Annotated in this window: 12 protein-coding genes; 9 read left to right on the top strand and 3 right to left on the bottom strand. The window is 39.6% G+C overall.

Annotated elements, in window-relative coordinates:
- The first annotated feature begins 2 nt into the window (after nucleotides 1-2).
- On the top strand, nucleotides 3-440 hold the full coding sequence (locus tag K345_RS0110215) for a universal stress protein (RefSeq protein WP_028974067.1): 438 nt from the start codon (nucleotides 3-5) through the stop codon (nucleotides 438-440).
- Here the strand turns inward: K345_RS0110215 and K345_RS0110210 are convergent.
- Nucleotides 429-1,289, bottom strand: coding sequence for a helix-turn-helix domain-containing protein (locus K345_RS0110210; RefSeq protein WP_028974066.1), 861 nt, complete (start codon nucleotides 1,287-1,289; stop codon nucleotides 429-431). The two genes, K345_RS0110215 and K345_RS0110210, sit on opposite strands and share 12 nt — an antisense overlap.
- 205 nt (nucleotides 1,290-1,494) lie before the next feature.
- Between K345_RS0110210 and K345_RS20635 the strand changes: the two genes are divergently transcribed.
- The 5 genes from K345_RS20635 (at nucleotide 1,495) to K345_RS0110185 (ending at nucleotide 9,133) form a co-directional block, all read left to right on the top strand.
- Nucleotides 1,495-3,891, top strand: a complete 2,397-nt coding sequence (locus K345_RS20635; protein WP_053228206.1) for a glycoside hydrolase family 2 protein — start codon at nucleotides 1,495-1,497, stop codon at nucleotides 3,889-3,891.
- A 25-nt stretch (nucleotides 3,892-3,916) separates the two neighbouring features.
- A complete protein-coding gene (locus K345_RS0110200) occupies nucleotides 3,917-4,912 on the top strand; it encodes a glycoside hydrolase family 130 protein (protein ID WP_037571757.1) in 996 nt (331 codons plus the stop codon).
- Nucleotides 4,913-4,925: 13 nt separating this feature from the next.
- Nucleotides 4,926-6,122 (top strand): AGE family epimerase/isomerase, encoded by a 1,197-nt coding sequence (locus K345_RS0110195; RefSeq protein ID WP_028974064.1) that lies wholly within the window; start codon nucleotides 4,926-4,928, stop codon nucleotides 6,120-6,122.
- 3 nt (nucleotides 6,123-6,125) lie between these two features.
- Nucleotides 6,126-7,298 carry a glycoside hydrolase family 130 protein gene (locus K345_RS0110190; protein WP_028974063.1) on the top strand — a complete coding sequence of 391 codons (1,173 nt, stop codon included), beginning with the start codon at nucleotides 6,126-6,128 and terminating at the stop codon, nucleotides 7,296-7,298.
- Nucleotides 7,299-7,393: 95 nt separating this feature from the next.
- Nucleotides 7,394-9,133 (top strand): phospho-sugar mutase, encoded by a 1,740-nt coding sequence (locus K345_RS0110185; protein WP_028974062.1) that lies wholly within the window; start codon nucleotides 7,394-7,396, stop codon nucleotides 9,131-9,133.
- Here K345_RS0110185 and K345_RS20630 read toward each other — a convergent pair.
- Complete coding sequence (locus tag K345_RS20630) at nucleotides 9,130-9,861, bottom strand: uracil-DNA glycosylase family protein (RefSeq protein WP_037571754.1); 732 nt, start codon at nucleotides 9,859-9,861, stop codon at nucleotides 9,130-9,132. The genes K345_RS0110185 and K345_RS20630 overlap by 4 nt on opposite strands.
- A 29-nt stretch (nucleotides 9,862-9,890) precedes the next feature.
- On the opposite strand from K345_RS20630, the gene queG reads away from it, so the two are divergent.
- Entirely contained in the window at nucleotides 9,891-10,937 is a 1,047-nt protein-coding gene (queG, locus tag K345_RS20625; RefSeq protein ID WP_053228205.1) for a tRNA epoxyqueuosine(34) reductase QueG, read from the top strand.
- 193 nt (nucleotides 10,938-11,130) lie between these two features.
- Complete coding sequence (locus tag K345_RS0110170; RefSeq protein ID WP_028974061.1) at nucleotides 11,131-11,592, top strand: hypothetical protein; 462 nt, start codon at nucleotides 11,131-11,133, stop codon at nucleotides 11,590-11,592.
- Here K345_RS0110170 and pth read toward each other — a convergent pair.
- Nucleotides 11,589-12,095, bottom strand: a complete 507-nt coding sequence (pth, locus tag K345_RS20620; protein ID WP_037571738.1) for an aminoacyl-tRNA hydrolase — start codon at nucleotides 12,093-12,095, stop codon at nucleotides 11,589-11,591. The genes K345_RS0110170 and pth overlap by 4 nt on opposite strands.
- A gap of 97 nt (nucleotides 12,096-12,192) precedes the next feature.
- Between pth and K345_RS0110160 the strand changes: the two genes are divergently transcribed.
- Entirely contained in the window at nucleotides 12,193-14,049 is a 1,857-nt protein-coding gene (locus K345_RS0110160; RefSeq protein ID WP_028974060.1) for an amino acid permease, read from the top strand.
- Nucleotides 14,050-14,088: the final 39 nt, after the last annotated feature.

Genomic DNA, 14,088 nt, shown 5'->3' with positions numbered 1-14,088 from the left:
TTATGAAAAAGATTTTATTACCTGTAGATTTCTCTGATGTGACTACACGACAAGTTGACGAGGCTGAGAAACTGGCAAAGAAATTCGGTGCTCAAGTTAAGATCCTCCACATAGAAGTTCCTGTTGTTATACCTGCTGGTTATCCCGGTGCGGGACCAGCTGTCGTTGATCATATTCAGCCTAATACAGAATTTGATGAAAAACAGCTTACTGCCTTGGAGTCTACTCTGGCTAGATCCGGTATTGATGTAAGTCAGGAAGTGGCAGAGGGTGACCCTGCAGATCACATTCTTAATAAAGCAGAAGAATGGGGTGCTGATTACATTATATTAGGGTCCCATGGTCATGGGGGATTGTACAATCTCTTTCTTGGGTCTGTTAGCCAGGCTGTTGTCCATAAGGCTAAGTGTCCTCTTATTATAGTTCCCTCAAAGAAGTAATTCTTCATGTGATGATTTGCGAAAAGCCCCTGGACTCAATCCGATTTCTTTACTAAACAATCGGTAGAAGTAGTGAGGGTTTTCAAATCCTGACTCATAACTAATATCGATAATCGATTTGTCGGTATACCGGAGCAGATTAACGCTATAATTTAGTTTTTGACTGTTAATAAATTGACTGGGAGTCTTCCCTATGTATTTTTTCATACTTCGGGAAAGATGTTCCCGGCTTTTGCCGGATAAACTAATCATTTTCTTCAACCCGCCCCTAAAATTAACAGGTTTTATCATTTGTTCCAGTAGTTCGTTGAACCACATAGGTTTATCCGAATCATAGGTTTTAGGTAAATATAGTAATCCTACTAAGTCAAATATGAGATTCCTTAAATACAAATTAGCACGTAATTTGTCCCAATGATGTTGATAATGAATTTTGGTAATTTGTTCTGATAGATTGCCTTCCTGAGTCGCTGACAGATGGATGGTTGGTGGCATTGGTGGGTCTAGTATAGTTTGACGGTCAAATCCCGGTCCAAGATAGCTGAAGAGATCTTCCATTACCTTTGTGGATATTTCCAGATTGAATAGGGTACAGCTGTTTCCATGAAAGGGCAGAATCCTATGGATATCTCTCGGTCGGATAAGTATCAAGGTTCCCGGGAGAACAACCTGTTCTTTGTTATTAATAATATGGAGCATCTGTCCTTCTTTAATAAGCATGATTTCAAAAAAACTATGGCGATGGAGCTGTGTATAATAATCATTAGGAATTTTAACTTCCTTGAAGAAAGTTTCTGAAATCTTATCAAACTCACCCTTCAGTAACGGTATAGATTGCTGACTGTTCATATCACAATAGTGTATTTAAATTATTCTTCACAGCAATAGTTATTATTCTATTTTTAACAAATAAACCTTGATATCCCTCGATAAATACCTAATCTCTATACCAGATATCATCTATGTGAAACAAATAGATCACAATAGTGCAAGACGAGTGCCGTTTTATAGCTCATATTGATATTGTCATTATAGAAAAGAAAAAGGAGGGACTATGATAAAGAATATTACTGGTCCATGGAAATTTTCAACGGCTCATGATGATAAGTCTATCTCAGTCTCAGTTCCCGGGTCAGCCTTGGATCACCTGTTGAAATCCAATAGAATCAAGGACCCTTTCTGGGGAACAAATGAGAAGACAGCCCTTGAGGCATTAGATCAAGACTTTATTTATGAAGTCGATATCACTTTGACGTCTCAGGATCTGGAACAAGGCCATCTGGATTTATATTGTGAAGGTTTAGATACTCTATGTGAGGTCTATTTCAATGATCAATGGCTAGGTTTCACAAACAATATGTTTAGACCTTATGCTTTTTCAATATTAGATCAGGCTCAATTAGGTCTAAATCGCTTGAAGTTCCTTTTTAAGAATGCTCAGGAGTATTTGAAAGCACAGCAGAAGAAAGAATTCTTATGGAATCCTGAACATACCCTTAGCGGTCTTGGTCATATTAGGAAAGCTCATTATATGTCGGGTTGGGATTGGGGCCCTAAGTTACCCGATGCGGGCCTGTTTAAGTCTGTCTCTATTAGAAGTTGGAGAGATAGTCTATATAAAGGTATTAAGATTTATCAGGATCATAATAAGGATGGTGTTACTTTAAGTTTTGAGGCCCAGTTTGAAGGAGCCCTTCCTTCTGAATTAGAATGGTCCTTCCTGGACCCCGAATCCAATCTAATTAAAACCTGGACCAGTACCTCTTCAAAAACTGAGCTTGTCCTTGAGAGCCCCCGATTATGGTGGCCAAGGGGGATGGGGGAACAACCTTTGTACCAGCTCCAATTAGTCTATTCTGATGGATCAGAGTCTCAAGAGGTTACTCAGATTATTGGTTTAAGGACATTGACCGTGACTCAGGAAGAGGATGAGTGGGGTCGTTCCTTTGCCTTGACTGTTAATGGGATTCCCTTTTTTGCGAAAGGAGCTAACTATATTCCAGAAGATAATTTTCTTACAAGAATCACAAAGGAGAAAACAGAAGCCTTATTAGAGGAATGTCTATGGGCTAATTTTAATCTCATTCGAGTATGGGGTGGCGGCTATTATCTGGATGATTACTTTTATGATTATTGTGACAAAACCGGTTTAGTTGTTTGGCAGGATTTTATGTTCGCCTGCTCAACCTATCCTACTCGGGAAGACTTTAAAGAGACTGTTAGAGAAGAAATCCAATACACTGTCCGCCGTTTGCGAAATCATCCTTCTATTGCCCTGTATTGCGGTAATAATGAGTTGGAGACGGCTCATGTAGATTGGGGGTTTGATGCTTCCCAGGAGAATAAAAATAATTATCTTGAGCTTTTTGAGAATATGATTCCTTCTGTTTTGAAAGAAGAAGATCCTCATCGCTTTTATTGGCCTTCCAGTCCTTCCAGTGGAGGAGGGTTTGATAAGCCTAATGATCACAATCATGGGGATGTTCATGATTGGCGCGTGTGGCATGGTGAAGAACCTATTTCCTATTTCAGGGATAAGTATCATCGCTTCTTGTCAGAGTTTGGCATGCAATCCTTTCCTGTGTGGTCTACAATTGAAAGTTTTACTGAGCCTTCAGATCGGGAACTATTATCAGAGGTGATGAAGAATCATCAAAAGAATGAAGCGGGAAATCAGAAGATTGCCCATTATATAAGAGAATCCTTTGGTAATACAAAGTCTGATTTTAAGACCTTGGTTTATGCTTCTCAAGCGGTACAGGCAGAAGCCATAACAGAAGCGGCTATTCATTTGAGACAGCATAGAGGTCGTTGTATGGGGGTTATTTATTGGCAGCTAAATGATTGCTGGCCCGGTGCTTCCTGGTCAAGCATTGATTATTACCATAGACGAAAGATGCTTCATTATCAAATCAAGGAAGCTTATGCTCCTGTCGTCATTACCTCACGCAGGGAACAGGATAAGATTATCCTGTATTTAGTAAATGATACGAATAGGGAAATCCAGGGGGATTTCTATTACACTTTGAAGAATCAGGATTTTGAGGTGAAAGAAGGGGATTCTAAATCAGCTATGTGTCCAGCCTATTCTGTTATTAACTGGGAAGTTCCTTTGCCTAAGGGCACGGACATAAGTCGTGACTTTATGGATTACCATTTTCAAACCAGGCAAGGTCAGTTATGGGAGGGCTTTAGCTTATTCTGTGATAGAAAAGAATATAATTTTGTCTCTGCCAAAGTTAGAATTAGTTCCCTTAAAGATAATAGTTTGACTTTAATCGCCGACAAATTCACTCCTTTAGTTTGGATTGATTCCAGTCAGGATTTGAAATGGGATCGTAACGCCTTCCCCATGACAAGACGTGAAATATCAATAAACCTTGAAAGTTTCCCAGAGCCTGTTGATAGGGAGAAACTTCAAGTTATGACACCTGATGAGTGGCAAATATAAAATAAAACATGATAAGGAGATAATGATGGCTGATAATATTCTAGTCAATGCTAAATCACTTCCTAATATCCCTTGGCAGGACAGACCTGCTGGATATGAATTACCTGTATGGAGATATTCAGAAAACCCTGTTATCAAAAGGGATGCAACAAAAAACTCCAATAGTATTTTTAACTCTGCAGTAGTGGCCTTCAAAGATGGCTTTGCAGGAGTCTTTCGAGTCGATGATAGAGCTCGTAGAATGAATATTCACAGAGGTTTTAGTAAGGATGGTATCAATTGGAAGATTGAAGATGATCCTATTGCCTTTGTTCCTGCTGTACCTGGTTTGCCTGACTCTGAGTATAAATATGATCCAAGAGTGATAGAGATCGATGGGCGATTCCATATTATTTGGTGTAATGGTTATCACGGTGCTTCACTTGGTTATGGTTACACTGATGACTTTGAAACCTTTTACCAGGGTGAAAATCTTATGATGCCTTTTAATAGAAATGGGGTCCTCTTCCCAAGGAAGATTGGTGGGGAATATGTTATGTTATCCAGACCTTCTGATTCAGGACATACTCCTTTTGGGGATATTTTCCTTTCCCATAGTCCTGATTTAACATACTGGGGTAAGCATAGGCACGTGATGGCTCCAAGAGGTTCTGATTCTGGTTGGCAGAGTACCAAGATTGGTGGGGGACCTACTCCTATCGAAACTAAAGAAGGTTGGTTAATTATCTATCATGGTGTCCTTAACTCCTGTAACGGCTTTGTTTATTCCATGGGAGCGGCTCTGACAGACATTGATGAACCTTGGAAAGTCATAGCTCGTACGAGACCTTATTTATTAGCTCCAACCATGCCTTATGAACAGGTTGGTGATGTTCAGAATGTTTTCTTCCCTGTAGGTTCTGTTGTTGATGGAGATACAGGTAGAATCGCCATCTATTATGGAGCTGCTGATACTGTAACTGGTTTAGCCTTTACCTATGCTGATGAATTAGTAGAATTTGTTAAGAATAATAGTCTTTAAGTGTTGAGGTGACATGATAGAAACTTTATTTGAACTAAAACGGTCCTTAACTAAGGAACTTAAGGATAACGTCTTAGCTTTCTGGCTTAAGGACATGATCGATAGGGACAATGGTGGTTTCTATGGTCATCTTAATAACCAGGGAGTTCTCCAGAAGGAGGCTCCCAAAGGTTTAGTAATGCATAGCCGATTTCTCTGGGCCTATGCTGCGGCTTATAATCATTTTGGGAAGGAAGAATATCTTGAGGGAGCTAAGCATTCTTTACTATTCCTGGATAAGTATTTTTATGATATAGAGAATGGTGGTTATTATTGGCTTACTGATTACAAAGGTGAGCCTAAAGAAAAGCATAAACAAATATATGGCCAGGCTTTTCTTCTCTATGGTTTGAGTGAATATTATATAGGCACAAAGTCTCCTGAAATTCTTCAAAAAGCTCAAGATATTTATTCTGTACTAGAGGACAATGCTTATGATCCCATATGGGGTGGTTATTGGGAAGCTTTAGATGAAAGCTGGAATCCTGTTAAGAATACTGCGTTGAGTGATGTGGATATTGATTGTGATAAATCAATGAATACCAATCTTCATGTTCTGGAAGGGTATACAAATTTTTACCGCATCAATCCTACAGCGCAGGTAAAATTATCATTAACTCGTTTAATAAAGAATATATGTTTAGATATCAGGGATCCTCAAACAGACCATATGAATCTGTATTTTGATAAATCATGGAAATCTCTTAAGTCTGTTGTGAGCTTTGGCCATGATATTGAAGCCAGTTGGTTACTTAAAGAAGCGCTCCAAGTCCTGGACGATGAGGATTTAAACAAAACCTATAATCCTATTGTCCTGTCTATGGCGAATAAGGTTCTGGCTGAAGGCTGGGATGATAAAGAGGGCGGTATTTATAATGAACGTGAAGGTTCCCATTGGGATAAGGATAAAATCTGGTGGCCCCAGGCGGAATCTATGGTCGGTTTTTTCAATGCCTGGCAAATGACAGGACAACCTCATTATCTAGAGGCTGTCTACAAAACATGGGACTTTATAAAGAAAAACATTATTGATCATGATAAAGGGGAATGGTTCTGGGGACGTCGTGCTTCCGGTACTGTTATGGATGAATATGAGAAGGGGGGACAGTGGAAGACTCCCTATCATAACGGACGTGCCTGTATGGAACTCATAATGAGGATTAAGGAGTAATAAATGAGTGTATTTGAAGATAGAAAGAAAGCTGTATATAAAGCTTATAATGACCTTATCAGTAAAAAACTTAAGAAAGTAGAACCCTCAAATGGAGTCTATTACCGATATGATGCCCCTATTTTAACAGAAGATCATGTTCCTGTTCATTGGAGATATGATCTAAACCCTAAAACAAATCCTTTATTTCAGGAACGTCTGGGTATTAATGCTGCTTTTAATGCAGGGGCCATTAAGTTTAAGGGAGAATATATGATGGTGGTACGCGTAGAGGGAGATGACCGTAAATCCTTCTTCGCTACAGCAAAGAGTCCAGATGGTATCAATCATTGGGAATTTGTTGGGGAACCACTTCTTTTGGAAGATGTAGATTCCATGGAAACCAATGTGTATGACATGCGATTAACAGCTCATGAAGATGGATATATCTATGGTATCTTTTGCGCAGAAAGTCATGATCCAGATGCTCCTGAAGGAGACACTTCCCGTGCCGTAGCTGCCGCAGGAATCGTAAGAACCAAAGACATGGAGAATTGGGAGCGTCTGCCCAACTTAAAGACCCCTGGACCTCAACAGCGAAATGTCCTGCTTCATCCGGAATTTTATAAAGGGCAATACTTATTATATACTCGCCCTCAGGACGGCTTTATCTCAACAGGTTCTGGTGGGGGTGTCTGCTGGGGACTATCCGATTCTATGGACAATGCCCATATCAAAGAGGAAAACCTCATGGATCCAAAAGTTTATCATACCATTAAGGAAGTGAAGAACGGAGGAGGGGCTGTTCCTATTAAAACAAAAGAGGGCTGGCTTCATATAATGCATGGTGTTCGTAACACGGCTGCAGGACTTCGCTATGTTATCTATGCTGTTCTCTCTGATCTTAATGAACCTGGAAAGGTTATAGCCTCTCCAGGAGGACATTTCATCGCACCTAAGGGTATTGAACGGATAGGTGATGTATCTAATGTTGTGTTTTGTAATGGAGCTATTCTCGATGATGATGGACGTTTACTAATCTACTATGCTTCCAGTGATACTCGAATGCATGTCGCAGAAACTTCTATCGAACAGATGCTGGATTATGTAAAGAACACACCAAAAGATCGATTGCGATCCAGAACGAGCGTGGAAGATCGTATATCCCTTATTAGAAATAATAAGGAATTCCTATAGTAATGATAAAGTCTTCCTGATTGAGGAAGACTTTTCTTTTATAGAGGCCTCCATTATATTGGGGGTAACAAAACACTTCTTGTAAGGAGACATTGGTGGATAACCAAAAAATCGTTGAATTAGCCCAAGAATATATAGCCAAAGAGAATCATCCCTTTTTTAAGAAGGAAGTGGAAGAGCTTCTTAAAAAAGAGGATTACCCAGAGCTTAATGAAAGATTCTATACTTCCCTTAGTTTTGGCACAGGTGGATTGCGGGGCCCCATTGGTGGTGGTTCTAACCGTATGAATCCCTTGGTTGTTCGTAAAGCCACCCAGGGGTTGGCTAATTATGTCAATAAAGCTGTTCCTCAGAGTCCTTCTGCTGTCATTGCCTATGATTCCCGTAATTATAGTGATCTCTTTGCTCTGGAAGCTGCTTTGGTTTTATGTTCTAGTGGTATAAAGACTTATTTGTTTACTGAGTTAAGACCTACCCCGGAATTATCCTTTGCCTTGAGGGAACTGAAAGCCTCTACGGGTATTGTTGTCACCGCTAGTCATAATCCAGCTGCTTATAATGGTTATAAAGTTTATTGGTCCGATGGTGCCCAAATTGTTCCTCCCCATGATAAAGGCATCATTGAAGAAGTCCGTAATGTAAGCTCTCTTCCCAAGATACTAACGAAAGAAGAAGCAGAGGAGAAAGGTCTTCTTGTTTGGATAGACAAAGAATTGGATGACAAGTATAAGGCTCAACTTAAAAAAGAAGTGATTCGTCCTGAGTTAATCAAGGAATTAGGTAAGGACTTAAAAGTTGCTTATACCCCTCTTCACGGAACAGGGGGGACCATGGTTCCCTCCGTATTGGCTGATTTGGGAATAGAGGTAAATATGGTTCCAGAACAAGCTGAGCCTAATGGTGATTTCCCCACTGTTGAATTCCCTAATCCAGAAGAGGCCAGTGCTCTTAAGATGGTTCTTGATTTAGGTAAGAAAATAGGAGCACATCTTGTGATGGGAACTGATCCAGACTCGGATCGATTAGGCATTGCTATTCCTGAGGGAGAGGACTATCGTCTGGTGACAGGTAACCAGCTTGGGGCCTTATTGGCGGATTATGTCTTCTCTGGCATTAAAGAAAGGGGGGATTATCCTGAGCATCCAGCCTTTGTTAATACGATTGTAACTTCTGATTTCCAACGAAAGATTGCTGAAAGCTATGGCGCTACCCATTTTCAAACTTTGACCGGGTTCAAATACATAGGGGAAAAAATTAAGCAATTTGAAGAGAAAGGAGACTACCAGTTTCTTTTTGGTGGGGAAGAAAGCTATGGATACCTTGTTGGTACTGCTGTGAGGGATAAAGACGCTGTTGTTGCTGCCATGATGACTGCGGAGATGACCTTATACCATAAGTCACAAGGGAAATCCTTACTGGACCGGTTAAAAGAACTATGGTCAGAACATGGTTATTACAAAGAAATTCTTCTCACCCATACCTTTCAAGGCCAAGCAGGTTTAGAAGATAGAGAAAGGCTAATGGAAACCTTGAGAACAAAAACACCCAGCACCTTAGGTGGAATCGCCATTGATAAGGTAAAGGACTATCTTACAGGAGAGACTATTATGGATGGGAAAGCTCTTCGTAATATTGATCTTCCTGAATCTAATGTTCTCCAATTCCTATTAAAGGATGGCTCTATTGTGACAGCACGTCCCAGTGGTACTGAACCTAAGATCAAATTCTATGGGAGTTGTTGTACAGATATAAGTTCTACTTTAGAACAGGCAGAAGCAGAAGTGGGCAAAAAAATAGAAGCCATACAGCAGGATCTTAAAAGTTTTCTTCCTTAATGGGGAATTAAACCTTCTTGTTTCAAAATGAGAAGAGTATCTTCACGCCAGAATTTATTAGCTCTTGGGTTTGCAGGACTGGGATGAGGAATATTGATAAGCTTTACTTTATTAGAGGGGAGTTTGGGAATGATTCGTTCCAGATAGGATAAGCTGAACTTCCCAATCCCAATGCAATATTCAGGGTTCATCCAAGCGAGCATGTCCAGATAATATTTATCACATAGGGGAAAGAGTTGGTCTTTCTCCTTTTTTTTGAGTTTGTCAGGTGTGATATTTCGACCCTTTTCATCCAGGAATAAGAGGGGACAGTAATTATGAACAAAGTTATTCGCAAAAAAATCATCTGCTGTTCCATAGAGTTCCTTCATTAGTCCCCAGAAACGTTTGCCGCTTACTTCCCGCCTGGTTGAATCAAATCCCAGTATGGGTTTAGCAGGATGAGCGTATAAAGGTTGAAAGACTTTCCCCTCTATTCTTAGCCAGTTTTTAACTGATTCAATATCTCCAAAGGGAATTCCAATCTGCCCCATACCGTAAGGACCGGGATTCATCCCACTGTAGATTATTTTCCTAGGGGATTGTAGATACCTATCTATATATTTAAGATAAGGATCTCCTGCATAGGTCAGAGGATTAAGGACTGTGTGAACAGGTTGGCTGAAAGTCAGTTGAGATAGTTCTGCATTGAGTGTCTGTGTTAATAAGTGGAAGTCTGGTTTGCTCATAAGCTAGAGTATAGAATAAGGATACCTTTATGGTAAATCGTATAGATTTTGAAATCATTAAGAAAAAAGCCAATGCCCTGGGATTAGAGTATATGGGTGCGATTCCAGCAGATCCTGATGGTGATAAAGAAGAACTGTATAAGCAGTGGATTCAGAAAGGGTATCATGGTGATATGGCTTATCTAGCTCAACATGCCTCTATGAAATACCATCCCCAGAATATCCTGGAAGGGGCTAAAAGCCTTTTCTTCGTAGGACTCAATTATTATCAAAAGCCTCAACCTATTGTAGAAGGGGAAGGTAAGGTTGCTTTATACGCATGGGGCAGAGATTATCATAAGGTGCTAGGTAAAGCCTTAACAAAGTTAGTGAAAGAACTGGGCCTTGAGTATCCTGGAGAAAGTTTTAGGAAATTCACTGATTCAGGACCTCTTGATGAACGTTATTATGCTGCTAAAGCTAATTTGGGTTATGTAGGTCGTCATACCTTATTAATATCCCGATCCCTGGGGAGTTATTTTTTTATTGGGGAAATCCTATCAACCATAGAAATTGAAACATCTAAACCTGTTGGTGATCATGGAAGTTGTCCTTCGGGTTGTTTCCGTTGTATTCAATCCTGTCCCACAGGGGCCTTATCCAAAGAAGGGGTAATGAATAGTAACTTGTGTATTAGCTATTTGACCATTGAATACTCCGGCTATATTGACGATTCCTTATGGCCCCTTATGGGAAGCTGGATATTTGGTTGTGATTTATGTCAGACTTGCTGTCCTCATAATCTGCGAGCCCGTCCTACTGAGGTTGAAGATTTTTTAACATGGAAAGCGGGACCATCATTCCCTCTGGATAAACTTTTTAAGATGGATCGTGATGAGTTCTTGAAATATGGAGGATCTCCTATTATGAGAGCAGGTCTACCACAGTTACAGAGGAATGGCTGTATTGCTGCTGTGAACCAGAAACGCACTGATCTTCTCCCTTTAATAGAGGCTCTAATCTCTTCTGATCACGTCGTTCTGGGACAAACTGCTAAAAAAGCCTGCCAATTATTAGGTAAATTAGTGAATAATTAAGAAATTTACTGAAATTTAACTAATAAATGTCCAGAATTGTTTGCTTTTTTCCAAAGCATGGGGTATATTCTTATTGTAATGTGAGACGTTACCTCCCATCATAAATTCTTAGAGAAGAGATGGGAGGCAGGGACGTCTCGTTTTTTTTGCCCTATTGGTTTTTATCATCTATAATTCTAAGAGGGAGGTTCCTATGAATAGGGATGTAAAAAACCGATTAACCATCGGGGGGATACTGGTTCTTTTGGCCGTGCTCTTTTCCTTCGCTCCTTATCAGAAAAATATGTATGATCATCTTCTCTTTTCTCTCTTAATGGGGTCTGGTTTACTCATCATTGGACGATATGCTTTTCTTGTATTAAGTGATTTGACTATTAATGAAGAAGGTATCAAGCCTGTGTTTTTTCATAACTGGGGCCATTTTATTCCCTGGGATGATATCTTTGAGATTGAGATATGTGATTCTCATTTGCTATTCATCACTAAAAGCTGTGTTCAAATAGTTTATCAAAATCCATGGGGGCAGATACGATGTTTTCGTATTACAAAGTCTTTTCTCACTCATGATGTCTTTGGTTTACTGGTTTATGAAGCAGAAAAGGCTATTCCCCAAAGAATTAGGTACACTTCAAAAAGTATAAGCCTTAGAGTCTAAAGCTTACTTAGAACTGTTGTAGTACAGCTTGGTAGACACTGGGATAAAGTGATTTGCTCCTCTTCTGTGAATTTTCCTAATACATAAGAAGATACACTCCCATGTTGTGGTCTTCCAATTCCTATCCGCATCCTATTGAATTGATTGGTTCCTAACATCTGTTTTATAGAACGCAGTCCCTTATGTCCTGCCAATCCTCCCCCTATTTGATAGCGGCATTGACCGAGTGACAATTCTAGATCATCGTGTACGACCAATAGTTCTTGAGGTTCTATTTTGTAAAAAGCAAGGAACTTTTGAATCGGTTCTCCGGATAAATTCATATACCCCTTGGATTCTATAAGCCAATGAGGGGTCCCCTTATGAATAATCTTCTGATATTGAGCTGAGAATTTGTTTTCCCATTCTGTATTTAAGGGAAGAAAATCCTTGATTTGTTTTGCCACATTATGTCTTGTGTTATCAAATTCTTTTCCATAGTTGCCTAATAGATATATAACCATGATGTCTTTATAATAAATATAAGCCGTTTATAGAACAGGTATTTTTTGACAGATTGATCATATTATTCCATATTTAAAGGGATGATAGGAGACCATATTGAAACTCAAACGTGAATTAGGTGCATTAGAAGTTTTTGCTATAGCCTCAGGGTCGATGATCTCTTCTGGGCTCTTTGTCCTACCTGCCATGGCTTATAGTAAAGCTGGACCTTCTGTTTTTCTTGCTTATTTGGCAGCCGCCTTTTTTATTCTCCCTGCCTTAGTTACTAAAGCAGAATTAGCAACGGCTATGCCCAAATCAGGTGGAGACTACTTTTATATCCAAAGGAGTTTAGGTCCTTTGTTTGGTACTTTTGCAGGTTTATCTACCTGGTTATCTATAGGTTTGAAAAGTGCCTTTGCTTTAGTGGGGATAGGTGTTTTTCTTGAACCATTATTACCAGGACTAGGTTCTTATGGGGTTAAGATCATTGCCGTTATTTTTACAATAGTCTTTATTTTGATCAATATATTCAGTGTTAAGCATTCAGGACGGTTTCAAGTTTATTTTGTTATTGGATTATTGATAATTATTGGTATCTATCTAATAGGCGGATTACCAAAGATAGATGTACATAATTTTGTCCCTTTCACTAAGGGGCCTATCTTTAGTTTTTGGCAGACTGCAGGTTTGATATTTATTTCCTATGGAGGCTTAACAAAGGTTGCCGCCATTGCTGAAGAGATTAAGGATCCGGGCAGGAATATTCCCCTCGGGATGTTCTCCTCCTATATTGTTGTGTCTACATTATATGTTCTATCTGTATTCGTCACTGTCGGTGTTATGAAGTCAAATGTTTTAAGTTCCTCCCTTACTCCATTGAGTGATGGTGCGGCCGTTTTCTTGGGAAAGCCAGGATGGATCATTCTATCAATAGCCGCAATGATGGCTTTTATTACTACAGCTAATGCTGGTCTTATGTCTGCATCGAGAAGTCCTTTAGCTATGTCAGAAGATCACCTCATTCCAGGTGTCTTTGGGCGAATATCCATTAAGTATCAAACTCCTGTTGTTAGCATTATTACTACAGGAGTCTTTATGATACTTCTGATTGTAGGTCTGGATATGGAAAAATTAGTAAAAGCAGCCTCAACGATGATGCTACTTCTCTTCTTATTCGGTTGTATTGCTGTCATAGTTATGCGTGAAAGCAAACTTCCTTCATATAGACCTTTATTCAAGATTCCCCTTTATCCTTTGGTCCCTATTCTGGGAATTATTATCTATAGTCTGCTTATATTGGCCATGGGACTCATCCCTCTCCTTATAACGGGAGCTTTTCTTGTGGTTACACTGGTCTGGTATTTCCTATATTCCAAGTCCAGATCAGCCAAAGACTCAGCTATTATTCATATGGTTGAGATGGCCAGTAGTCAGGAGTTGCAAACAGAGTCTTTGTCAAAGGAATTAATGGGGATCCTTCGTGAAAGAGATGGTATTGTGGAAGACCGTTTTGATGAGTTGATACATGAAGCAAAAGTCATCGATTATGGGGACTTTATGTCCAAAGATGAGATGTTTAATACCTTATCCTTAGCTCTGGCAGAAAAGCACAATATGGGAGAGGATAAAATTAAAGAGCTTTTTCTTGCGAGAGAAGGGCAATCGACTACAATGATTACTAAAGGTTTGGCAATACCTCATATCATCCTCCCGGGAGAAAATGAGTTTGAAATCGTAGTTCTCCGTTCTATTAAAGGTATTCTCTTCGATGAAGGTGCCGAACCTGTTCATATGGTTTTTGCTTTAGCAGGCTCTGAAAATGAACGGAATTTCCATCTTCAGGCATTAATGGCTATTGCCCAGATTGTTCAGAATGAAGGTTTTACCACCAATTGGTTAAGAGCCAGAAATTCTCAAGAGCTCCGGCAATTAATCCTTTTGGCAGAGCGTTTAAGACGGGGCAATGTTTAATATTTATCAATAAATACGAAAGAATCTCTTCACTAATAT

This window comes from Spirochaeta cellobiosiphila DSM 17781, from assembly GCF_000426705.1.
GTDB lineage: Bacteria > Spirochaetota > Spirochaetia > DSM-17781 > DSM-17781 > Spirochaeta_E > Spirochaeta_E cellobiosiphila.
This window is presented reverse-complemented; position numbering and strand designations above follow the sequence as displayed.

What these genes read in the sequence shown, in the direction of transcription:
- pth (WP_037571738.1), bottom strand. Translation starts at nt 12,095, where the DNA reads ATGGTTATATATCTATTAGGCAACTATGGAAAAGAATTTGATAACACA.
- K345_RS20635 (WP_053228206.1), top strand. Translation starts at nt 1,495, where the DNA reads ATGATAAAGAATATTACTGGTCCATGGAAATTTTCAACGGCTCATGAT.
- K345_RS0110200 (WP_037571757.1), top strand. Translation starts at nt 3,917, where the DNA reads ATGGCTGATAATATTCTAGTCAATGCTAAATCACTTCCTAATATCCCT.
- K345_RS0110170 (WP_028974061.1), top strand. Translation starts at nt 11,131, where the DNA reads ATGAATAGGGATGTAAAAAACCGATTAACCATCGGGGGGATACTGGTT.
- K345_RS0110215 (WP_028974067.1), top strand. Translation starts at nt 3, where the DNA reads ATGAAAAAGATTTTATTACCTGTAGATTTCTCTGATGTGACTACACGA.
- K345_RS0110195 (WP_028974064.1), top strand. Translation starts at nt 4,926, where the DNA reads ATGATAGAAACTTTATTTGAACTAAAACGGTCCTTAACTAAGGAACTT.
- K345_RS20630 (WP_037571754.1), bottom strand. Translation starts at nt 9,861, where the DNA reads ATGAGCAAACCAGACTTCCACTTATTAACACAGACACTCAATGCAGAA.
- K345_RS0110210 (WP_028974066.1), bottom strand. Translation starts at nt 1,289, where the DNA reads ATGAACAGTCAGCAATCTATACCGTTACTGAAGGGTGAGTTTGATAAG.
- queG (WP_053228205.1), top strand. Translation starts at nt 9,891, where the DNA reads ATGGTAAATCGTATAGATTTTGAAATCATTAAGAAAAAAGCCAATGCC.
- K345_RS0110190 (WP_028974063.1), top strand. Translation starts at nt 6,126, where the DNA reads ATGAGTGTATTTGAAGATAGAAAGAAAGCTGTATATAAAGCTTATAAT.